General features: G+C 57.7%; 17 protein-coding genes, 2 tRNA genes and 1 pseudogene. 13 read left to right on the top strand and 7 right to left on the bottom strand.

The genetic code is table 11. The annotated features are described in order from the left end of the window. Positions 1-8: 8 nt before the first annotated feature. Both V8P77_RS29145 and V8P77_RS29140 read right to left on the bottom strand, forming a co-directional pair. Positions 9-3,395 (bottom strand): class I SAM-dependent DNA methyltransferase, encoded by a 3,387-nt coding sequence (locus V8P77_RS29145; protein ID WP_335915608.1) that lies wholly within the window; start codon positions 3,393-3,395, stop codon positions 9-11. 1,623 nt (positions 3,396-5,018) lie between these two features. Further along, positions 5,019-5,093: transfer RNA gene (locus V8P77_RS29140), tRNA-Thr, on the bottom strand. Positions 5,094-5,246: 153 nt separating this feature from the next. Between V8P77_RS29140 and V8P77_RS29135 the strand changes: the two genes are divergently transcribed. The 11 genes from V8P77_RS29135 to V8P77_RS29085 all read left to right on the top strand — a co-directional run bounded on the left by V8P77_RS29135 (position 5,247) and on the right by V8P77_RS29085 (position 11,979). Then, positions 5,247-5,441 (top strand): hypothetical protein, encoded by a 195-nt coding sequence (locus V8P77_RS29135; protein WP_003556333.1) that lies wholly within the window; start codon positions 5,247-5,249, stop codon positions 5,439-5,441. 107 nt (positions 5,442-5,548) lie between these two features. After that, positions 5,549-6,841, top strand: a complete 1,293-nt coding sequence (gene murA, locus V8P77_RS29130; protein WP_335915605.1) for a UDP-N-acetylglucosamine 1-carboxyvinyltransferase — start codon at positions 5,549-5,551, stop codon at positions 6,839-6,841. Positions 6,842-6,949: 108 nt separating this feature from the next. Further along, positions 6,950-7,381, top strand: coding sequence for a DUF2948 family protein (locus V8P77_RS29125; protein WP_335915603.1), 432 nt, complete (start codon positions 6,950-6,952; stop codon positions 7,379-7,381). 114 nt (positions 7,382-7,495) lie between these two features. Next, entirely contained in the window at positions 7,496-8,794 is a 1,299-nt protein-coding gene (gene hisD / locus V8P77_RS29120; RefSeq protein WP_335915601.1) for a histidinol dehydrogenase, read from the top strand. Positions 8,795-8,798: 4 nt separating this feature from the next. Beyond that, the gene (locus V8P77_RS29115) at positions 8,799-9,272 is read left to right on the top strand and encodes a UPF0262 family protein (protein ID WP_018493697.1); all 474 of its coding nucleotides are present in this window, start codon (positions 8,799-8,801) and stop codon (positions 9,270-9,272) included. Beyond that, positions 9,269-9,754 (top strand): arsenate-mycothiol transferase ArsC, encoded by a 486-nt coding sequence (locus tag V8P77_RS29110; protein WP_335915598.1) that lies wholly within the window; start codon positions 9,269-9,271, stop codon positions 9,752-9,754. Before V8P77_RS29115 ends, V8P77_RS29110 begins: the two co-directional genes overlap by 4 nt. 122 nt (positions 9,755-9,876) lie before the next feature. After that, complete coding sequence (infA, locus tag V8P77_RS29105; protein ID WP_003545338.1) at positions 9,877-10,095, top strand: translation initiation factor IF-1; 219 nt, start codon at positions 9,877-9,879, stop codon at positions 10,093-10,095. A 57-nt stretch (positions 10,096-10,152) separates the two neighbouring features. Further along, positions 10,153-10,773 carry a Maf-like protein gene (locus V8P77_RS29100; protein WP_017958918.1) on the top strand — a complete coding sequence of 207 codons (621 nt, stop codon included), beginning with the start codon at positions 10,153-10,155 and terminating at the stop codon, positions 10,771-10,773. Positions 10,774-10,908: 135 nt separating this feature from the next. Beyond that, positions 10,909-11,121, top strand: coding sequence for a DNA gyrase inhibitor YacG (yacG, locus tag V8P77_RS29095; protein ID WP_168276719.1), 213 nt, complete (start codon positions 10,909-10,911; stop codon positions 11,119-11,121). Positions 11,122-11,300: 179 nt separating this feature from the next. Next, positions 11,301-11,376 (top strand) — tRNA-Phe (locus tag V8P77_RS29090). Positions 11,377-11,673: 297 nt separating this feature from the next. After that, positions 11,674-11,979, top strand: a complete 306-nt coding sequence (locus V8P77_RS29085; protein WP_335915569.1) for a helix-turn-helix domain-containing protein — start codon at positions 11,674-11,676, stop codon at positions 11,977-11,979. A 178-nt stretch (positions 11,980-12,157) separates the two neighbouring features. Here the strand turns inward: V8P77_RS29085 and V8P77_RS29080 are convergent. The 4 genes and pseudogenes from V8P77_RS29080 to V8P77_RS29065 form a co-directional block, all read right to left on the bottom strand. Then, positions 12,158-12,415, bottom strand: a pseudogene (locus tag V8P77_RS29080) (transposase); the annotation flags it as partial. 7 nt (positions 12,416-12,422) lie between these two features. Next, positions 12,423-13,868: an HlyD family type I secretion periplasmic adaptor subunit gene (locus tag V8P77_RS29075; RefSeq protein ID WP_335915568.1), complete on the bottom strand. Its 1,446-nt coding sequence runs from the start codon at positions 13,866-13,868 to the stop codon at positions 12,423-12,425. A gap of 13 nt (positions 13,869-13,881) precedes the next feature. Further along, complete coding sequence (locus tag V8P77_RS29070; protein ID WP_335915566.1) at positions 13,882-15,597, bottom strand: type I secretion system permease/ATPase; 1,716 nt, start codon at positions 15,595-15,597, stop codon at positions 13,882-13,884. A 90-nt stretch (positions 15,598-15,687) separates the two neighbouring features. After that, the gene (locus V8P77_RS29065) at positions 15,688-16,263 is read right to left on the bottom strand and encodes a hypothetical protein (protein WP_003545387.1); all 576 of its coding nucleotides are present in this window, start codon (positions 16,261-16,263) and stop codon (positions 15,688-15,690) included. A gap of 589 nt (positions 16,264-16,852) precedes the next feature. Here V8P77_RS29065 and V8P77_RS29060 point away from each other — a divergent pair. Then, the gene (locus tag V8P77_RS29060; RefSeq protein ID WP_335915565.1) at positions 16,853-17,947 is read left to right on the top strand and encodes a hypothetical protein; all 1,095 of its coding nucleotides are present in this window, start codon (positions 16,853-16,855) and stop codon (positions 17,945-17,947) included. Positions 17,948-18,733: 786 nt separating this feature from the next. After that, entirely contained in the window at positions 18,734-19,498 is a 765-nt protein-coding gene (locus V8P77_RS29055; protein ID WP_335915657.1) for a LuxR C-terminal-related transcriptional regulator, read from the top strand. A gap of 647 nt (positions 19,499-20,145) precedes the next feature. Here V8P77_RS29055 and V8P77_RS29045 read toward each other — a convergent pair. Further along, positions 20,146-21,015 (bottom strand): helix-turn-helix domain-containing protein, encoded by an 870-nt coding sequence (locus tag V8P77_RS29045; protein ID WP_335915563.1) that lies wholly within the window; start codon positions 21,013-21,015, stop codon positions 20,146-20,148. Positions 21,016-21,168 lie beyond the last annotated feature (153 nt).

Genomic DNA, 21,168 nt, shown 5'->3' with positions numbered 1-21,168 from the left:
ATCCTAGCTCATGCCGCCCTACGCCATGAGAAGGACTTGCCGTCGCTCGTGGAAACTAGGCCAAGTCGATAAAGCGATGTGAGAACAGATGAGATTGCCTGCCGAGTCTTCTGCCCCTGCTTGAAACGGCTGGCTAGGACAGACGCGTCCGCCACTCCTCCGCTCTCTATCAGAGCATCTATGACGAAAGCGGTCTGCTCCGCGTCTCCTGAGGGGAATGTTGGTTTTGCCTTCGTTTGAAGCTGCACAACCGAACCGCCGAGATCAGCTTCCAATTGTTTGGCTTTCTCGGTTTCGGATCCGAACCGCCCGATCTGATATTCTGGGCGCAGCCAGCGCACTAAGCCGTTTTTTTCCTCGACCGCTCGCTCCCTGTTGAGCTCAACGAGCCGAGCCAATACATCTTCTTCAGATAAATTTGCCGGCCAGCCATAAGCTTTTGCCACTGCGGCATCCAGACTATCGTGCAGTTCCTTGATGATCAGGACCAGCCCGTCTTCGAAGATGCGACGCTCCTTGGCATCGAGATCGTCCGCTTTCGCGCCGGCCTTCACCCGCTCCAGCACATTGTACAGGCCGGTTAGTGTCAGGTGAGGGTGTTCTTCAAGTACTCTCTTTCGATGAGCGTCGAGCTCTTCGGCAATGGCGCCGATCGTTTGGTTTTGTTGTTGGGTCATGGCAGGAAACGGGAAGGGATCAAAACAGCGAGATTTGGAATACCGGGGGTCATTGCCAATGCCCATCCATCCACCCGAACGCAACGACCAAGCGGTATGATGATAGGAGCACAGAACGCCGAACAGCGAAGGATCTTCAACAGCCACAACAACGATTTCGCTTTCACATACTGAACCGCCGGCAATCAAAGAGAAAATACGATGCTTTGCTGTCCTAGCTGTGATGGCGTACCTTGAAAGTCCGTTCAGAGCTGGACGAATTTCACGTCTGGGTTCCGCAAAGATCCACCAGTTATCTCGGTAAGTCTTCCGGGCGTTACGCAGCCTTTCTGGGAAAACGTGGTGCCTAAGATGTTGGTAAACATGCGGATAGAGCCGCCTAGCCTCGTCTTCCGCGTACGGCAGAAGATCGATGACGGTCAATTGTCTCGATTTCTGGTTGAGGTCTCGGCCATTCAGATATGGGAAGATTACTTTCTGCTCATGAACAGGGATGGCGGCGTCTACCCATCGAGGTTCAAGGACAAAACCTTGTCCTCCGAGAGTAACCCCTCGTGAGGCTAGTCCCATGTTTGCCTTCAGCTCGACGCTAGAGGTGACATCCGCGCCCACGGTCAGATCCGAATTGATCTTTCCCTGCTCCTCGACAAACAGGATCACGGGGCTATCGGTATCAACCGACTCCTCCGTCGTCACGTTGAGCAGGCGACCGTCGTGCTTACCGGCCTCCGCTACCGTCATGGCGATGCGAACGGCGGCGCTGTCTCTCGTCAACTTGGTCCAGGGATGGTCAGGGATGGCCATTACAAGCGAAAGAGGTTTTTTAGCAATGAGGTGCGGCTCCATGACACGCCGCTGAAAAATCTGGCTAATAGAATTGGTAGTCACAAAGCCAAAACGTTTCAATTCACTTTTCGGCCTCAGCAGAATTTCAGCAGCCCGGTCCCACCAATACATGACGAAATCGGCGCTCTCGTTCATGTGTTTGTGTGCTTTCCAGGTTGCCTCCGCCTTTCCGCCGCCTATACGAGTTCGTAAATCTTTGCCGCCGATGAACGGCGGGTTGCCAACGATGTACTCCGCTTGCGGCCAATCAGGGCGACGAGGATTGGGATAAACCTCCTTGCCATCCTGAAACTGAGGCAACGGATAGCCATCCCATTTCAGCACTGCATCCATGCACTGAATGTTTTTGAATGCCCGCAAAATCGGTTCTGATGGCGCAACACCACGATTCCGAAAATGCCATTGCAGGTGTCCGATCCATAGCACGAGTTCAGCAATTGCAGCCGCTCGCGGGTTCAATTCCATGCCGAGGAACTGATGAGGGTCGACAGAGTGGCTTTCGAGCCCCAGTGCCTCCTGGCCGCCAAGATCGACGAGTGCTTCGAGAACCTCGCCTTCGAGGCGCTTCATCAGCTCCAATGAAACGTAAAGAAAATTTCCGGTGCCACATGCCGGATCGAGTATCCTTGTCTCGCAAAGCTTTTCGTGAAAAGCCTGCACGGAATCAATTGCCGCTTGGTTCCGGCCCTCAGCTTTCTGACGCTCTGCTGTTGTTAGTACCTTCGCCCACTCAGATCGGAGAGGGTCAATGACTGTCGCGATTACAAGACGCTCCACATATGCACGGGGAGTGTAATGCGCACCAAGACGCCGACGATCAAGCGGATCTAGCGCCTGTTCTAAGAATGTGCCGAAAATAGCGGGTTCGACATCCTTCCAATCATAACTCGCGGCCGCAGCGAGTTCTCCGATCTCCTCTTTTGCGAGTTTGAGGGCTCTTCGATTCTTGAAGAACTCACCATTAAAGCGCCTGACTTTTTCTCGGATCGTCGCGGTAAAGCCGCCTTCGTCCATTGCTCTCCAAAGATCCTCCATCATGCCGGGAAAAATCTCCGGTTTTTCGGCGCAATCTTTTAGAAGCGCCTTAAATGAGTCCCTGGGCAGGAGAGCGACGTCCTCTGCGAACATCGTGAACAGCATGCGCATGAGAAACATCGCAACCTCCTCGGTCGCATACCCAGATTTCTCCAGAGCCTGAGAAACCTTAGCGATTCGCCCAGCAATCTCTCGCGTGACCTTCGCTGCGTGTCTCGACGGATCAAGCGAGATCGGATTCGACCAGATTGCAATAAGCCTATCCCTAACCTCCTGTTGGCGGAGGTCTTCGAGGTAGATACGAAACGATCGACGGTCCGGAAACTGGTCGTAGGCTTTGCCATCGCGACGGAAGTTTGCGTATACTTCAATGCAGTGACCGACGTCGCAAACCAAGATGAACGGCGGAGGCTCGTGCGTTGTTGGAAGCAGGCGAACATAATTTTCTGCCTGAACGCGCGCATTCATCATCAGAACGTCCCAAGCGCGATTGGCCTCGGATCGTCTTCCGCGCACTGGCAAGTTCAAGCCAGGGAGTTGTGGTGCATCTACTAGCTTTTTTTCGCCGATAAAACGGCTCTGCTTGGCTTCAAGTACGAAGCAATTTCGACGATAGAGGTCTATGCGCTTGTTTGAGATCGAACCATCGCGACTGGTTTCTCTAACAACACGTTCGAACACATAATCATTTAAGTCCGTGGAGGAGGTGGCCGGATCTGCATGAGGAAGGCCAAGGAGGTCGCACAGCTCTGTCAGGAAGAGCGCGTAGTTTGCTCTTTCCTGTCCACCTTCCTGCCCCTGCCATCGGGAGATGAACACTTCGACTTTCGCTTGCACGTTTGTTTTGCCCCACTGTCTACCTCGTTCTAGCCGTTCGTGAGTCGGGCGCAACAATGGTGACGACGTTTTGACTAATTCTCTTTTAGGTGTGACATAATATCAGCGGCTAAATTCTACGAAAAGTTGAGTTTGTTATCAACTTCAATATGCGATTGAAGTTTACCCGTGTAATAGTAGATATTCACCCGCAGCCGAGCCGCTAAGGCTGACGGCAACGCATACGAAGCGCTGCCGGCTGAGGTCAAAGACAAGATCCAGGCGTGCATCGGCAATTTAGGGAGTTTTTCGCGTCCACCATGGCACGGAACAGGGCGATGGCTAGGCAGGCTATTCGGGACATCGAAGCGCTCACATTTGGAGCTAACGAGGCTGTTGCTCTCTGACTGGCTGACAAGGGTCGACGCGCCATTGCAGATTTTTCATCATATCTAGTCCAAGGGAGACCCCATGATCGCGAACAATTCCAGGGGTGCTGAAATCGCCCGTGCCGACGATGTACGCGCGCAGCCATTCTCGAAAGCCGAGCAGACGCTATTGAGATGCCGGATCTGTGCCGCGAAGGAGAGCAGGTCGGCAGGGTCTCCCGTTTAGACGGCAGGACGCTGCCAAGGCTGAGCGCGCTCGTTGACGCTGGTTTTGGAGCAGTTCGAACTTGAATTTAGAAGGTTTAGTTGAGGACTAATGTCATGGCACCAGTGGGTATCAGTAGGATTGGATAGATGGGGCTTTTAGATCGAGATTGCAGGAACGTGCAAATCTGCTAATATACAACTGCAATGGGAGGGCGTCATGACATCCGTAGCTAGACCCCTATTTTTTTCGGGCATCGTACTGGTCGCTTGCAGCAGCGCGCATGCGGGCGGATTGTGTGGTGACGGGGGTCTTATTGGTGGAGACCTAGGAAAATGGTGTAACGATGCGATCGAGGAACCAATTACCACACCAATCGCGAAAGGTGCGACGGTCGCGGTTACAACAGCCGTTGGAACCGTTGTCGGAGGTGCGCTAGGCGCGCCTGTCACTGGCGCGACGGTTGGGGAATATACCGGAAACACGATCAATGAACGAGCGGCTGGCAAATCGCCGCCGATCGGTCGCCCTGCAGTACATGGCGCTAAAGGTAAACGGAAGGGCGAAGCCACGTTCAGGATAACGAGCGAATACAAATACATAGTGTACGTTCGTTTTTTCTCGCAAGACAGGAGTGTGGTTTGGCCCGGCGCTCACGGTGCCTACGCACTCAAAAATTCAGCGCCTCACGACTTGACGGTTCAGTGCAACGTTGGAGAGAAAATCTGCTATGGCGCCTACGACACGGCTAGATCTTATTGGGGAGCGGGACCGAAAGGTGACAAAGCGTGCAAAAGCTGCTGCCAGACCTGCGACCCTAAGGGTGCCAAACTTTATTTTGCCAAGAGACTAACTGATTAATTTTGCGAGACTAAAGACAAATTCAAACGATGCGGCAGAGGCCGCGAACGCAAGCGGCAGACGTGGACCGTTCGCGAACTGCATAGATTTCCACGCAATTCGTGTTTTGCTCTGTGATTTCGAGCAGAATTGCGCGTGGGGGTGAAGGCGTGTGCCTTGGCGTATCGTTCTGGTTCTACTAGAGAAAACTGGTGCTGCCGAGTGGGATTGAACCACCGACCTCACCCTTACCAAGGGTGTGCTCTACCACTGAGCTACGGCAGCAGGACCAGGACCCGTGCGAGCCATGTGGCTCAATCGCGAGAACGGGGGGCTATTGCCACAGCTTGGCGGTAAGCGCAAGCCGCAAATTCCAACTTCGCGTCGATTGGGATGAAGGGACTTTTGGATTGGCGCGAATTCGGCTAATCCTGTCGCATGAATGAAAAGACCGAAACCGGCCAGCAGAGCCGCAAACAGGCGATCGAGGCACAGGCGAAACTGCGCCGCGAGCGCGCCGCCGAAAAGCTCAGGGAAAATCTGGGGCGACGCAAACAGCAGGTCCGCGCCCGCCGTTCGGGCCAAGCCGACGAAACAAATGGGCTGCCCGCCGCAAAAATGGACGAATCGTAATGTTCCGTCCGTCGCGAATTGAAGCGTGTCGATAAATCCCCTAAACACCTCACTCCTTATTCCAAGGCAGAACTTTCAGGAAAGGCGGGCGCTGCCCGTAAGCGCACATGGATCGTATCAGAATCGTCGGCGGTAATGAGCTGAATGGCATCATTCCGATTTCCGGCGCCAAGAATGCCGCACTGCCGCTGATGATCGCCTCGCTTCTGACCAGCGATACGCTGACGCTCGAAAACGTGCCGCATCTGGCCGATGTCGAACTGCTGATGCGCATCCTCGGCAATCACGGCGTCGACGTCGCCGTCAACGGCCGCCGCGAGCGCCAGGAAGACGCCTATTCGCGCACGATCCATTTCACCTGCCGCACCATCGTCGATACGACCGCGTCTTATGAACTGGTCTCGAAGATGCGCGCCTCCTTCTGGGTCATCGGCCCGCTGCTGGCGCGCGAAGGCCATTGCCGCGTTTCGCTGCCGGGCGGCTGCGCCATCGGCACGCGCCCGGTCGATCTCTTCATCGAGGGCCTGACGGCGCTCGGCGCCACCATGGAGATCGATGCCGGTTATATCAACGCCAAGGCGCCTGCCGGCGGCCTGATCGGCGCACGCTACACCTTCCCGAAGGTCTCCGTCGGCGCCACCCATGTGCTGATGATGGCCGCAACGCTTGCCCGCGGCACGACTGTCATCGGCAATGCCGCCCGCGAGCCTGAGGTCGTCGATCTCGCCAACTGCCTGAACGCCATGGGCGCCAAGATCTCGGGCGCCGGCACGGCGACGATCACCATCGAAGGCGTCACCTCGCTCTCCGGCGCCCGCCACCGCGTCCTGCCGGATCGCATCGAGACCGGCACCTACGCCATGGCCGTCGCCATGGCCGGCGGCGACGTCGTGCTCGAAAATACCGATGTGGCGCTGCTCGAAACCGCGGTGGAAACGCTGCGCCGCGCCGGCGCGGAAATCTCGTCGACCAACAACGGCATGCGCATCAAGCGCAACGGCGCCGGCATCAGGCCGGTCGATATCGTCACCGATCCTTTCCCGGGCTTCCCGACCGACCTGCAGGCGCAGTTCATGGCGCTGATGACCCGTTCTTCCGGCGTCTCGCATGTCACCGAGACCATCTTCGAAAACCGTTTCATGCACGTGCAGGAGCTTGCCCGCCTCGGCGCCAGGATCTCACTGTCCGGCCAGACGGCGAAGATCGAGGGTGTCGAACGCCTGCGCGGCGCGCCTGTTATGGCGACCGATCTGCGCGCCTCCGTCTCGCTCGTCATCGCCGGCCTCGCCGCCGAGGGCGAAACCACGGTGTCTCGCGTCTATCACCTCGACCGCGGTTTCGAGCGGCTCGAGGAGAAGCTGACCCGCTGCGGCGCCATCGTCGAGCGCATCAGCGAGTAAGCACCGTTCATCCCGGTTGCGTATTCGGTCGTCGCGCCTTATTTCCCTTGTCTGACGCATCGCCATTCCGGCGATGCCCGGTACTGACCGGTAATGGGATGAGGCTGAATGACCGACCTGAAACTTGTTGCGCTCGATGATGAAGACCTTGCGATCATTTCGGCGCATATGCAGGACAGCGTCTTCAAGGTCGGCGACATCGACTGGTCGCCGCGCGGCGCGCAGTTCGCGCTTGCCGCCAATCGTTTCGTCTGGGAAGGTGCCGAGCGCAAGCGCAAGGGTTTCGAGCGCCGTCGTGCTGCCCTGGTCTTCAAGCGTGTGCTTGCCGTCCGCTCGCTTGGCATCGATCGCGGCAAACGCGACGAAGTGCTGTCGCTGCTGGCGCTACGCTTCGAAAAGAAGGGCGAGGGGCCGGAGGGCACGGTCGAGCTGTCGCTGTCCGGCACGGCCTCGATTGCGCTCGATGTCGAATGCATCGAGGTCCAGCTGGCCGATATCGGCGGAGCCTGGGAGGCTTCCTCCAAGCCTCGCCACCGCTAATGCATGTCGCCCGGAAGTGTACCGGTTCCGGGATAACGACATGCATAAAACAATGAGTGTTTGACGCCCTAAAGTTTGAACATCGCAGTTTCGAGTTGAGAAGGAATATCGGCCTTGGCAATCTGGCTGGATCAGGCATCGGAAGGTTTCGAGCAGCATTTTGCCGCCTTTCTGACGACGAAACGTGAAGTCTCCGAGGATGTGAACGTGGTCGTTCGCGCCATCATCGATGACGTGCGCGCCCGCGGCGATGTGGCGTTGGCCGAATATTCGCTGAAATTCGACGGCATCGATTACGCCACCGTCCCGATGCGCGTCACAGCTGAAGAGATCGACGCCGCCGTCGAGGCGGTGCCTTCGGAAGTGCTGGGGGCGCTGAAGCTCGCCGCACTGCGCATCGAGTCCCATCATCGCCGGCAGCTGCCGAAGGACGATATCTACGAGGACGATATGGGTGTCGGTCTCGGCTCGCGCTGGACGGCGATCGAAGCGGTCGGGCTCTATGTTCCGGGCGGCACCGCGAGCTATCCGAGCTCGGTATTGATGAATGCGGTGCCGGCCAAGGTCGCCGGCGTCGATCGCATCGTCATCGCCGTTCCTGCCACCGGCGGCGCCGTCAATCCGGCGGTGCTTGCCGCCGCCAAGCTTGTCGGTGTCACGGAGATTTATCGTGTCGGCGGCGCCCAGGCGATCGCGGCTCTTGCCTATGGCACCGAGACCATCGCCCCGGTCGCCAAGATCACCGGCCCCGGCAATGCCTATGTCGCCGCCGCCAAGCGCCATGTCTTCGGCACCGTCGGCATCGACATGATCGCCGGCCCCTCCGAGGTGCTTGTCATTGCAGACAAGGACAACAATCCGGATTGGATCGCAGCCGACCTCTTGGCCCAGGCCGAGCATGATGTCAGCGCCCAGGCGATCCTGATCACCGATGATGCCGCATTCGGCAAGGCGGTGGAGCAGGCGGTCGAACGCCAGCTGAAGACGCTGAACCGCGCCGAGACGGCGGCGGCAAGCTGGCGCGATTTCGGCGCGGTCATCCTCGTTACCGATCTGAAACAGGCCATTCCCTTGGCAAACCGTATCGCTGCCGAGCATCTGGAGCTCGCCGTCGCCGATCCGGACCGGCTGCTCGACGGCATCCGCAATGCCGGCGCGATCTTCATCGGCGCCCATACGCCTGAAGTCATCGGCGATTATGTCGGCGGTTCGAACCATGTGCTGCCGACGGCGCGTTCGGCGCGCTTCTCCTCCGGCCTTTCGGTGCTTGATTTCGTCAAGCGCACCTCGATCCTGCGCCTCGGTCCCCAGGAGCTCCGCACCCTCGGCCCGGCGGCGATCGCCCTTGCCGTTTCCGAAGGCCTCGATGCCCATGCGCGATCGGTCGCGATCCGCCTCAACCTCGAAAGGTGAGGGCATGGCGAAGGGCGAATTCCGGCTTTGCGACGTCGTCCTTGACGATACGATCGGCCGTTCGACGCCCGATGTCGAGCATGAACGCGCCGTCGCCATCTTCGATCTGATCGAGGAGAACAGGTTCGAGCCGCTCGGCCATGTCGGCGGACCTTACCGGCTGAACATCTCGCTGGTCGATTCGAAACTGGTTTTCGCCATCACCACCGAAGAGGGCGGCGGCGTCGCCACCCATATCCTGTCGCTCACGCCCTTCCGGCGGATCGTCAAGGATTACTTCATGATCTGCGAGAGCTATTACGAAGCGATCCGTTCGTCGACGCCGAGCCGCATCGAGGCGATCGACATGGGCCGGCGCGGCATCCACAATGAAGGCTCGCAGACGCTGAAGGATAGGCTGGCCGGCAAGATAGAGGTCGATTTCGACACCGCCCGGCGCCTCTTCACGCTGGTCTGCGTGCTCTACTGGCGCGGATGACGGAAATGGAGCTCTCCGCCGACGTCGAGGAGGGAAAGCGGCCGGGCGCCATCCTCTTCATGTGTGGGATGAATGCCATCCGCTCGCCGATAGCCGAAGCGATCGCCCGTAGCATTCTGCCGGCCAATACCTATATCAGGTCCGCCGGCGTTCGCGCCGGCGAGCGCGATCCCTTCGTCGATGCCGTGCTCGAGGAGATCGGGCTTTCCCTCGGGCGCCGCCAGCCTCAGACGCTGGAAGAGCTCGAGGACGATTTCTTCGATCTGATCATCACGCTGTCGCCGCAGGCCCATCATGCAGCCCTCGAGCTGACGCGGTCGAGTGCAGTCGATGTGGTCTACTGGCCGACCATGGATCCGACAGTGGTCAGCGGGACGCGCGACCAGATTCTGGAGAGCTACCGCGAGGTCCGCGATCATCTGGCCGGCCTCATTGAAAGCCGGCTACTCAAACGAAATGGCATTGCCGCGCAATCGGCATGAAAACAAATAAAGGAAAGCCTGATCTACGAGGTTCACAAACCTTCGTTGATTGTGTAGTTTCCGCCCAAATTTCAAGGCGCGCGCTGCGCTGCCTATTCAACGCACAGGAAGAAAACACTTATATGCCGAAAGAAGAAGTCCTCGAATTCCCCGGTATCGTCACCGAACTTCTGCCGAATGCGACGTTCCGCGTGAAGCTCGAAAACGAACACGAGATCATCGCCCACACTGCCGGCCGCATGCGCAAGAACCGCATCCGCGTTCTCGCCGGCGACAAGGTGCTTGTGGAAATGACGCCCTACGATTTGACCAAGGGCCGCATCACCTACCGTTTCAAGTAAGTTTGCCCGAAGGTCCTGCAAGGGTTCTTGCTCCCGTCTGCCGATGGTCGAGGTTCCATGGCGCTGAAATACAAGCTCATTCTGGCCTCGGGCTCGCCCCGTCGCGTTGACCTGCTCAACCAGGCCGGCATCGAGCCTTCGCGCCTGATGCCGATGGATATCGACGAGGCGCCGAAGAAGTCGGAGCATCCGCGTTCGCTTGCCCGCAGGCTTTCGGCGGAAAAGGCCGAAGCGGCTCTTGCCGCCATCAAGAGCGATATCACCTGGAAGGGCAGCTATATCCTGTCTGCCGATACGGTGGTCGCCGTCGGCCGGCGCATCCTCGGCAAGGCCGAGTTCGCTGACGAGGCGCTGAGTTCGCTGCATCTCCTGTCGGGACGCAACCATATGGTCTATACCGGCGTTTGCCTGGTGACCCCGGATCGCAAGATCCGTCAGAAGATCGTCGAGACCAAGGTACGCTTCAAGCGGCTCTCCGGCTTTGAGATCGAAAACTACCTGGCCTCCGGCCAGTGGCGCGGCAAGGCCGGCGCCTACGGCATCCAGGGCCTTGCCGGCACCTTCGTGCAGAAGATGGTGGGCTCCTACACCAATGTCGTCGGCCTGCCGCTTTATGAAACCATTCTGCTTTTGACCGGCGAAGGCTTCGATGTGCATAGCCGGTGGCCCGAGGGCTGAGCCCGACGGCCGATGCTTAGAGCGCGTCACGATCCTTCAGATCCATGCGTCGCGCTTTAAGGCTTTATTTTCTCGCATGTCGTTGTCGCTAAGCCGCGACAGACTTTTGCGCGACATGCTTTAGGACGGACCGATATGCCTGAAGACAAGAAAGCGGCCGCCAAGGTCGAACCGCTGCGCAAGACGCGCCCTTGCCCCGAATGCGGCAAACCTTCCCACCGCGAACATTACCCCTTCTGCTGCAACCGCTGCCGCGAGGCCGATCTCTCCCGCTGGCTGACCGGCGCCTATGCCATCCCGGTTGCCGACGACGAGACGAAGGCCGAGTATCCCGATGAGGAAAACTAGAGAGTCTCGCCCGCGAAGCTCTTATTTTTCCTCATGAATCCGCAAAGCCGGCAAGACCGTCAAAAAAGAGTCATTTGACGCTTGCCATGGGCGAACAAGATGCTATAACCCCGCTCGCTTCCGGGGTGAACCAAGGCCCCGCGGTTCCTTTTCTGAAAGGTGCCATCGGAAGCAGGTTAGCCCAGGTAGCTCAGTTGGTAGAGCAGCGGATTGAAAATCCGCGTGTCACTGGTTCGATTCCGGTCCTGGGCACCATCATTCTCATTCTTGTTTTTATTGCGTTTTTCATATCCGCAGTTTCTCTAAAGTATTTGCGGTTTGACAGTTTTTTCACGTCGCCGTCATCGAGACATTCCGCGAGCCGGGATTTCACACAGCGAACTTGCCCGCCGTATGGGCAAGAGCGAGAAGGAGGCGCGGCGCCTGCTGGATCCTGATGTCAGCACCAAGCTGCCGCTCCACATCAAGGCCGGCCCACGCGGCGACATCTATAACGAATAGGAGACCACCATGGGTGAAATCCAGAAACTGACCATCGACGGCAAGGGGTAGGTGCTGCTTTCCGAAGACGACTATCGGGACCTTGTCGACGTCAGCGACGCGCGTGCCGCAAAGGCGCGTATCGACGCTGGCGAAGAGACCTGGCCTGAAGACGTCGTCAAGGCGCTGATCGCCGGCGAAGATCCTGTCCGGGTGTTCCGTAAGCATCGCGGCATGAGCATTAAGGAGCTGGCTGAAAAGTCCGGACTCTCCCAGCCCTATCTTTCCGAAATCGAGACCGGAAAGAAGGAGGGCTCCCTGGACGCACTCAGGTCGATCGCCAGCGCGCTGGACGTCGACCTTGACGATGTGGCTTGATGTATACGCATCCCAAGGCGGCCACGTTGTGATCGAGCTTGCTACTTTGCGAGCCGTATCCCTTTGCCCCCTCTTCGGGAGGCTTCCTCGTCCAAAAATATGATGCCGAGCTCCTGATATGCAGGGCCAGAAGGCGGCCAACAAACCCCTCTAGAAGTTAGTGTCGCCCTCTCGATGTCTTCGCCAGCATCTCGCTCAGTGTTGCCGCCGAGAGCATGGATTCGGCCAGAAGCTTCTTGAGCTTCTGGTTCTCTTCCTCCAGTGCTCTCAATCTTTTGGCATGGAGACCGGCGCTTCCAAACTGCAAGGATTGCCACCGATAGAAGGTCGGCTCGCTGATACCGTGTTTGTGGCAAACATCTGCCACCGTCACTCCGGCTTGGTGCTCCTTCAGAATACCCGTAATCTGGTCGTCGTCGAATTTTCGCTTGCCCATCACCGCCTCAGTCCTCGCGAAATGCTCTGTTGAAACTGTCGAGGAGTGGTCTGACGGCATAGAGCGCCACGCTGCTTTTGCCCGTTTCGATCAGTGTCTGTGCGGGCATGCCCGCGACCAGTTCGACATCACGCATTTTCGCCAGCCGCTCGTCCGTTACACGGATTGTCGCGGCAAAGTAGGGCTGGCCGCTCTGCGGATCCATGAGGCGGTCCGCTGAAACATACTCGACCCGACCGTTCAGGAGTGGAACGCGCCGCTGATTGTATGGAAGGAGGTGGACCTGTGCCTTGTGCCCCGGACGGACGAGATGAATGTCTTCCGGTCTGACGTGGGCAGACACGACAAGGCGATCGGTGCGTGGTAGAAGATCGACGAGCGGTTCACCCGCGCCGATCACCCCACCTGATGTGTGGATGCGCAGGTTCATGATTGTTCCATCTTCGGGAGCACGGATATCGGTCCTGGACAATTGGTCGTCGATCGCCCGCAAGCGCTCGCGCAGTTGCATGATCCGGCTCTCCGTATCGCGCATGCCTTGGGCGACTTCGCTCAACCGGTCGCTCTCAAGCTTTGCGAGATCGGCCTGTGATCCGCTGATCACCTGGTAGGCGCGAGAGATCTGTGCCTCGACTTGACCCTGCTGGCCATCAAGGTCTGCTCTTTCCCGCTGGAGGTTGAGAAGTCTGCTCCTTCTTTCCAGTCCTTTGGCGCTGAGGATCGTAACCTGATCCAGTTCTTGGCTCGAGATTGTCGCTCTGTCGGCCAGTGCTGCCTTCTGCGCGCCAAGTCCGACGATTTCCTGCCGCACCTGCGCGATCTTTTCATTGGCGATCTGAATTTCGGCCTGCATGACGCGGCGACGGGCTTCGAAGATTTTCTGTTGCCCGATCAGAATCGCGCTGACTGAAGGATATTTGTCCATTGCTGCCCTGAGATCCTCAGGATAGGCGACATGGTCGCCGCCCGTCTGCTCCGCAAGCAGGCGGGCGCGGCTTCCTTCGGCGTCCCAAAGTTGCCCTTGAATGCTGTCGCGCTCCGAGCGAGACTTCGTATCGTCGAGCTCTATCACGATTTGCCCGGCCATGACCGCATCGCCGTTTTTGACGAGTATCCGTCGAACAATTCCGCCCTCCAGATGCTGAATGGTCTTGCGGCTGGACTCTGGTTCGATGACGCCCGATGCGATCGCAGCGCTTTTCAGCGGCGCCAGAACCGACCAGATTCCCAATCCGACTATGAAAACCAGGATCAACAGGTTCCCCGTCCAAACAACCCCTCTGAGCCCCGGCATGGGCGAAGGGGGGGCGGGTCCGCGCTGTTTCGAGCCGATCACCGGCAAATAGGCCGTCTGTTGCCTGGCTGTCGCTGTCGATCGTTGAACCAACTGCCTACCCGTCCGTGACGAATTTGAAGATCTCGCCGGCGTTGCGTCCAGTTGAACAAGGGCCATGGCAGTGTTTCCCCTACTTTCCGGTTCGAGACGGTGGTTGAAGATAGGTTTCGTAAATCCGCTCGCTGTCGCCGAAGGCAGCCACAGTCCCGTTACGCATGATGGCAATCTTGTTGGTGACCGGCAGGATCCCCATCCGGTGCGTTATGATAACGACGGTCATCCCCCTGGATTTCATGCGCTCGATTGCCGCAAACAGCATCCGTTCGCCGTCATAATCCAGGCTCGAATTCGGATCGTCGAGAACGATCAGGGACGGATTTCCATAGGCCGCCCGTGCCAAGCCCAGCTGTTGGCGCTGCGCTCGAAGGAGCAGGTTTCCACCTTCACCGATATCGGTCTCGTAGCCCTGGGGCAGCCGCATGATCGCGTCGTGCAAGCCAACCAGCTTTGCGGCGTCGATCGCTTTGCCGGGATCTCCTCCGTCCAGCCGGCCGATCACATCCTTGATCGCTCCGCCGAAAAGTTCGATGTCCTGCGGCAGGTATCCGACGTGGCGGGTCCCCCCGCAAAGGCTCAGAGCCGAGATATCGACGCCGCCGAGAAGAGCACATCCGCTCGTTGCTTGCACAACGCCTGCTATGACGCGACCGAGTGTCGATTTTCCCGATCCCGAAGGACCGATGAGCGCAATGCAATCGCCGGGCGCGAGGCGCAATGTGATGCCTGTCAATATCGGCCGATCGGCGAATGGCTTGATATAGCTGACGTTATCGAGAACGAGGCCATTGGGTTCCGGTAGCGGCACCATTCGGGCATCGTGTTCCGATGCAACTGATATCAGCATTCTGTTCAAGCGATTGAAGGCATTGCGCGCAAACGTAAAGGAGCGCCATGCACCTATTGCGCCCTCGATCGGTGCGAGGCCGCGCCCGAGCAGCAGGCTCGCAACGAAGATGATCCCGGCACTGCCATTGTTTGCGAGCACCAGCCAGGTAGCGGATCCCATCATGAGGATCTGCGCGAGTGTGCGGATCGATTTGGAGAAACCAAGAATGATCTCCGTTCGATGCATCGCGATGTCCTGCGCCCTTCTTGCCATTTCCGCATCGCGATAGACGATCAGCGCTGCGCCTTCCTGCATTCCCATGGCCCGGATCACCTCGATGTTCTTGAGGGCGGTCGCAAATCGGATATAGCTCCTCGAAAGGGCAAGATTGGCGTAGGCAAGCGGCTCTCTCGTCGCCAGTTCCGTCAGGAACGCAAACAGCAGAAGTGCAAGCGCGCTCAGAAGACCGATGGTCCCAAGCAGCGGATGAACAAGAAAGAGCAGGAACAGGAATACCGGTGCCCAAGGAACATCAAAAAAGAGCGAGCTAGCCGGTGAATCGAGGAACTGGCGTAGTGCGGCTAGGTCCCTGTAGCATTCCGTGGCGGCTCCCGTATCGGCGCGAGCCGCATATTCGAACGATGCTGTCAGCACCATGGGCCGCAGCCTGTGGTCCAGCCAACTGCCGATGCGCGAAAGAGCTGCCCTGCGCACGATATCCAGCGTGGACCCGACCACCACGGCGATGGCGATGATCATTGTGAGCATCAGGAGCGTGTCAGCGCTTCGGCTCGACAGGACCCTGTCATAGATCTGCAGGAGATAGATGGAAGGCGCGAGAAGAAAGAGATTGTAGCCGCAGCTGTAGAGGAAGACCAACCCGAAGGCTCCGGCACAAGCCTGGAGCGCAACAACAAGCTGTGTTTGCGGGCGCGGTGGCTTTATGGAAATCGTTGTCATTATCAGATCTCGCTGCACTTGATACTGACAAGAAGAGGCTGCTTACTTTGAGGGCCGCCGGCCGAAACCAGCGGCCCTTGAGGTCTGAGTTCAGGAGCCGAGATGGTCGACGTCGATATGGCCGAAGGCGTTTATGAAGTGATCGAGAGAATTGTTCACCGTCGTCGTTTCGGGATCCGTGTGAACCAGAGCTGACGAGATATCGCCGCCCAGAGCGTTGTTTCCGTTGCCGCCATTGCCGCCGACGCCTGCGAGGATGGTCGCGTGCTGATCGGCCACAAGCTGCGTATATTGTGTCGCGGTCGTAGCCGCATTCACGGTAGCCGTGTCGCCGCCGCTCGAGTTTCCTTGGCTGCCGTTGGAGTTTGAATCTCCCCCCGCGCCGCCGTCGCCGCTGTTCGTGACCGCCGCCAGGAAGCCGTTCTTGGCCTGAGCAAAGCCACCGTCTCCGCCACTGCCGGCGTCCCAACCTGCCTTCTGCCAAACGTGATCGCCATTGTGCAGATCGGTCGTCGCCCCGTAGACCGTTTGCACGGGGTCTACATATGCAACCGGGTTGTAGTTGATGTTCCCATCGTTGTGGCCATCTCCGCCGTTGCCGGCATTCGCGTCACCCGCATCCGGGTTGTTGAGATGAATCGTGTCGGATATCTGTGGAATAGGCATTGATGTCACTCCTTCTACTTCGCTTCATCAGTGTTACTTTTACGGCGTAAGTATCTAGCATGTCACCGCCAGACAATACAACCGCAGACAAATACTGCCTGCGATTTAATATGCAAACCATCTAGATATTCGGTGACATTCATTTGGATGTGTACTTCGAGACGGCGAAGCATTATTTGGATTGGTACTTAGTGCTTTGGCGTCGGATGGTATGCCCACGATCATGGCTGCGACCTCGTCGAAGCAGCGCTGCCTTTTGAAGCAACGCCCGCCCAAGAAAACCGCCTGTATCCGGGGTTCTCATCCGGTTTTCGCTTGGCAAAGACGATCCTGTTCGGGGCTGAAAACGTATATGTTCAGCCGCGAGAAAGATGCAGGACCTCTGATCCGAAGGCGGATTGGTGCTCGCAAACTCGCACAACGGGCGCTGCGGTCATGACAGCCACATGGCTACAGTCCTAGCCGAGGGGCTGTAGACGAATTGCAGGCTCTGCTTTTCTTCCGTTTAGAGGCACAATGCCTGAACAATTCAGGCTGCATGGCGCCGCACGCTCGGTGTACGTGCGGTTGACCGCGGATGGAGACGGTAATGGCGGAAACTCGTTCCTTATTGGAAGACTTGCCCAAGGCGGGCACCGATCAACACCTCGCCTCCAATGTGGCCGCGGGACATCTGGCGCTGGTGCCGACTTGGCTTCCATTGGATGTCGCTTCCGGTCCAAGCTCTAATTCAGCCGGCAGCGGTGGTGACGGGATAAGCGAAGGCGTGATCAGCAGCAACGCGTTGGCCGTTTTCATGCCGTCCAATGCCGCTATTGCGGGACCTCATTCGGGTGCCGACGCTTTCCAGGGCAATGATGCGCTCATCAATCAGCATCCCACCGAAATGGCCGGGATAGGCGGGAATGGCGGAAGCGGCAATGTTGCCATCGGCGGCGGCGATGGCGCCAATCATGCCGGCAGCGGGGGCAATGGGCTTTTCTACGGTGGACTCGTAAGCACCGAAGTCGCGCTGTTTGCCCCCGTGAATACTGCTGTGGCTGCAGGCCCTGGCGCGACGGCTCACGCTGAGCAATCGAACAACGCACTGTTCCTGCAGGGCGCAACCCAGATCGGCGGCATGGGCGGCTCGGGCGGAGACCATAACGTCGCGGGCCATGGCCCGGCGATGAGCCCAGGAACTGCGCTGACATTGACCGGCGATTTTTATGCAGGCCACGGCGGCGATGGATATTTCGTCGGCAGCATGGTCGACGTGAGTATCGCCATCTTCTCGCCGATCAACATCGCCATCGGCGCCGCAGGCGGATCGGCGGAGGCTCATCAGACAAACAATGTCATTTTCGATCAGGGCACTGTGCAGATCGCAGGCATCGGCGGCAATGGCGGTGGCTTCAACCTGTCGTCAGATACGATTTTTACCGGCAACCATGCGCTCGGCGGTGGCGGTGACGGCGTCGGATCGTCAACCGGCAGCATGGTCGATGTCAATTTCGGCTATTTCCATCCCATCAACATTGCCGTTCCCGCCGGTGGGACGGCGGACGCCCAACAGGTCGATCATGTTCTCTATGATCAGCAAGCGCTTCAGTTGGCCGGCATCGCGGGCCACGGCGGAGACGGTAACCTCACGGACGCCCATTCGGCTCTCGTAGACGACATTCTGAGCTTCATGCATAGCTAGCATGATGCCGAAAAGTGTGAGCGGTTTTCGGAGGACATCCTGTTCTCGCGGATGGACTCCCCAGTTGTATTGCGGTGGCTCAACTGCACGAAACCGTTCTTCGTGCGATCTTTCAAGCCATATGTTGAATTGTTTCCTTCCGCCCGGCATTCGGCTCCTTATGCCGACATGGCACTGAACGGCGGGCTCACTGAGATCCCGAACATTCCAACATGACCTCATCCGCATTGTCGCCTATTTCGGCCGCCAGAGCCGTGACCTCTGACCGGCATCTGGCAGTGCCGGCACAGTGCTGCCGGAGTGAAAACGGTGCCAACTGGTATTAATGCGTCGATAGAGCGCAGTTTTCACTAATCATAACGGGTAATCAGCGATCTTGTACTTTTGTTGCTTTTCGCGTTTGCCGTTTTGCTGTCGAGGCCCGTGACTGCTTTGAATTGAGATATGGAAACAAAGCCGAGCCGATCGGCAGCTCGTTATATCCAATGGCGCTTTCCGAAATGGGTCTGTAGCAGATTGCTTGCCTTTTCAGCGCCTTTGAAAGCTTTGTTGATCCGCTTGCCGTACGTGAATTTGGCGAAGGCTGGAAAGTCTACGGCGACAAGTCGAACCAGCAGGCCTTCATGAAAAATCTGTTCAATATGCTCTGCAGGTGAAGTTACATCTCGTTGATATCTTATAGACTATAAGAATTATGATGAAAGATCAGACTATTGATACCTGAGATACACTCACTTTTTATCATGACATGTAGTGAGAACAGGAATAATATGAATGGCTGTTGCGTTGCAAATATTCTGGGGGAGCACGCAAGTGTCCGACATTACTGGAACTAGGCGCCGTATGGGGCGCAATGCACCAACTGTGATCATCATCGAGCATTCTACATTGGCGCGCACCACCGTGGTGAAGCTTCTTGAGCGTGAACTCGCCGGGTGGAACGTTACAGATTTGATCTCTACCGAGAGTCTCGATAGTGCTCTTGGAGCTGAGGTGCGTTTGATTGTATTGGGTCTGGCCGGCAGAAGTGTTGAGAGCACCAGCCTGCGTGATGATCTCGCGGCGATTGCTGCACGTTTTCCTGAGGCCCCTGTCACGTTGCTCTCAGGTACGGATGACGCCATCATAGCCCGTCAGGCACTCAAGATGGGCATCCGCGGCTTTTTCTCGACTTCACTTCCCGTTGACATTGCTCTTGCCGGTCTTCGTCTCGTTTTGGCAGGAGGAACATTTTTCCCGCAGCTATTGGGAGCTGTTACAGCAGGCTCAAGCGAGCATAGTCCGGCCAGAAATGAGGCCGAAAAGAGCTTGGATGATAGGACGCAGTACCTGGCGATTGCTGATTTCACTCCCCGGGAAGCGGATGTCCTCGCAGAGCTGCAATGCGGCTGCTCAAATAAGGTCATTGCAGGAAAACTCAATTTGTCGGGGCATACGGTGAAGATGCATTTGCAACACATCATGCGCAAGTTGCAGGCGCAGAACCGCACTGAAGTGGTTGCCCGCTTAATTCAAAGAGCCGCCGGTGGGCCTGACGTCTCGCCGAGTTAGGCGGTGTCGCCAGCATCGGCGTTCGTTCGTTCGTTTCAACGGGTCTCATATCGTGATGGCCTGGACAGGGAAGACCCGACCACCTCGCGTGATGACATCATCGATATCGCACGCTCGCTGGTGCCGTCGGCCAGGTGAGCACATGGAACGTCAGCCGTTTCGCCGGATCGGCCTCTTCACCTTGACCTTGATCTACGCGTTACATTGTGGACGAGTTCGCTGATGGTCGCGAACTCACCGAACAAAGCGGTAAGCTTGGCTTGCTCCTTGCCATCCAAACGGTGCTGCGAGCAGAACTCCGCGATGCACCAGACCTTCGCCGCTACGATAGGCTCGGCAGTAATCGAATCAATGTGTTGCATTGTAGTCCTCCCGCAAAGGAAGCTAACGAAGTTCAAATTAGCTTTCAATGAAATAAGAGGTCTTCCGAAAACTGTGGTTCCCATTGCCCGACGCGCCGCCTCTTCAGCGACTGGCAGACATGCGGCTTCTCCACTGATTGCAGCGTCGAGCCGCTCTCGTTTCTACGCCGCGAAACGGCGTGCAGCCTTGTCGGACCATATCAAGCACGCGGCCGCTGGTTCCTGACATCGAAGACAGACTGAGGGACGTCTGGGGTCGCGCGGTGCCACGGATCGGCAGACGTCTCAATTCTCAGAGGTCTTACGATATTCCGTCGGTGCGCAGCCAACCGCATTTTTGAATTGGCTGGAAAAATGGAAGGCGGAATGAAAGCCGAGCAGGCCGGCGATTTCTTTTACCGATTTGTCGGTGTTTACCAGGAAGTCGCGTGCTCGCTGAACGCGGACGTTCATTTGGTACTGTTTCGCCGACATCCCGGTTTGCTCACGAAACAACCGGCGAAAATAGGGGTAGCTCACCCCCATCTCTGCTGCGAGATCCTCGACCGATTGTGAAGTTCCGCAGCGCTCCATCAGGGTCATGCGCGCCCGATCGACGAGGCGCGCGCCGGCGCCGGTTGCCAGATCGTCCGGCCGGCAGAGCAGCGCAAGGAGCTGCAACCCAAGCGTGGATATCACCAGCTGATGAAGCACGGGATCCTGCCGCGCCAGGTCATGGATGGCGGCGAACACATGATTGATCTCTTCGCTTGCCGGGTTGAGCGGGCGTTCGACATGCAGGAGGCCAGCATCCACTGCAAAATCGAAAGCGGTTCCCCGGCACTCTATCCAGTGCTCGGTCCAGCCGGTTCGCCGATCGGGCGCGAACCTGTGCCACACGCCCGGGAACAGGAGAAAAATCGATCCTTCCGTGACGCGCACCTGTCGGCGCAGGTTGCCGAATTCGAGCTTCCCGTTGCCGGCGCTGATCAGCACGACCTGATAGGCCTGAAGGATGCGGCCTCGAGACCAGCTGAAATGATGGTCGTCCGGATGACGGCTCGGAGGGTAGTTGGAGTGTGGCACAATGACCGAATAGCCCGTCGAGACAGCGGTGCAGCCCCATGCTGCAGAAATTCTGTTGTCAGGCATGTAGACGAAGTAGTTTTCCGTCATTTGACGTCGCCTTTTTAGGATCATTTTTTGTATGCAAATGATCACTTTTGTGGATTTTGGCGTCGTGTCAACAGGTATGGCCGATGGTACCGTCATCAGGTCAGGGCAAAGTTGATCGAATTTTGCCGAAACGCTGATTGCATCAGCTATCGC

Origin of the sequence: Rhizobium aouanii, assembly GCF_037002925.1 — a bacterium.
Taxonomy (GTDB): domain Bacteria; phylum Pseudomonadota; class Alphaproteobacteria; order Rhizobiales; family Rhizobiaceae; genus Rhizobium; species Rhizobium aouanii.
Note: the sequence above shows the minus strand (reverse complement) of the source record. Positions and strands in the feature narration are given on the sequence as shown.

Bases quoted from the DNA above. Each gene is read 5' to 3' on its own strand.
- V8P77_RS29135 (WP_003556333.1), top strand. From the start codon at position 5,247: ATGAATGAAAAGACCGAAACCGGCCAGCAGAGCCGCAAACAGGCGATC.
- murA (WP_335915605.1), top strand. From the start codon at position 5,549: ATGGATCGTATCAGAATCGTCGGCGGTAATGAGCTGAATGGCATCATT.
- V8P77_RS29125 (WP_335915603.1), top strand. From the start codon at position 6,950: ATGACCGACCTGAAACTTGTTGCGCTCGATGATGAAGACCTTGCGATC.
- V8P77_RS29115 (WP_018493697.1), top strand. From the start codon at position 8,799: ATGGCGAAGGGCGAATTCCGGCTTTGCGACGTCGTCCTTGACGATACG.
- V8P77_RS29110 (WP_335915598.1), top strand. From the start codon at position 9,269: ATGACGGAAATGGAGCTCTCCGCCGACGTCGAGGAGGGAAAGCGGCCG.
- infA (WP_003545338.1), top strand. From the start codon at position 9,877: ATGCCGAAAGAAGAAGTCCTCGAATTCCCCGGTATCGTCACCGAACTT.
- V8P77_RS29100 (WP_017958918.1), top strand. From the start codon at position 10,153: ATGGCGCTGAAATACAAGCTCATTCTGGCCTCGGGCTCGCCCCGTCGC.
- yacG (WP_168276719.1), top strand. From the start codon at position 10,909: ATGCCTGAAGACAAGAAAGCGGCCGCCAAGGTCGAACCGCTGCGCAAG.
- V8P77_RS29075 (WP_335915568.1), bottom strand. From the start codon at position 13,868: ATGGCCCTTGTTCAACTGGACGCAACGCCGGCGAGATCTTCAAATTCG.
- V8P77_RS29070 (WP_335915566.1), bottom strand. From the start codon at position 15,597: ATGACAACGATTTCCATAAAGCCACCGCGCCCGCAAACACAGCTTGTT.
- V8P77_RS29065 (WP_003545387.1), bottom strand. From the start codon at position 16,263: ATGCCTATTCCACAGATATCCGACACGATTCATCTCAACAACCCGGAT.
- V8P77_RS29060 (WP_335915565.1), top strand. From the start codon at position 16,853: ATGGCGGAAACTCGTTCCTTATTGGAAGACTTGCCCAAGGCGGGCACC.
- V8P77_RS29045 (WP_335915563.1), bottom strand. From the start codon at position 21,015: ATGACGGAAAACTACTTCGTCTACATGCCTGACAACAGAATTTCTGCA.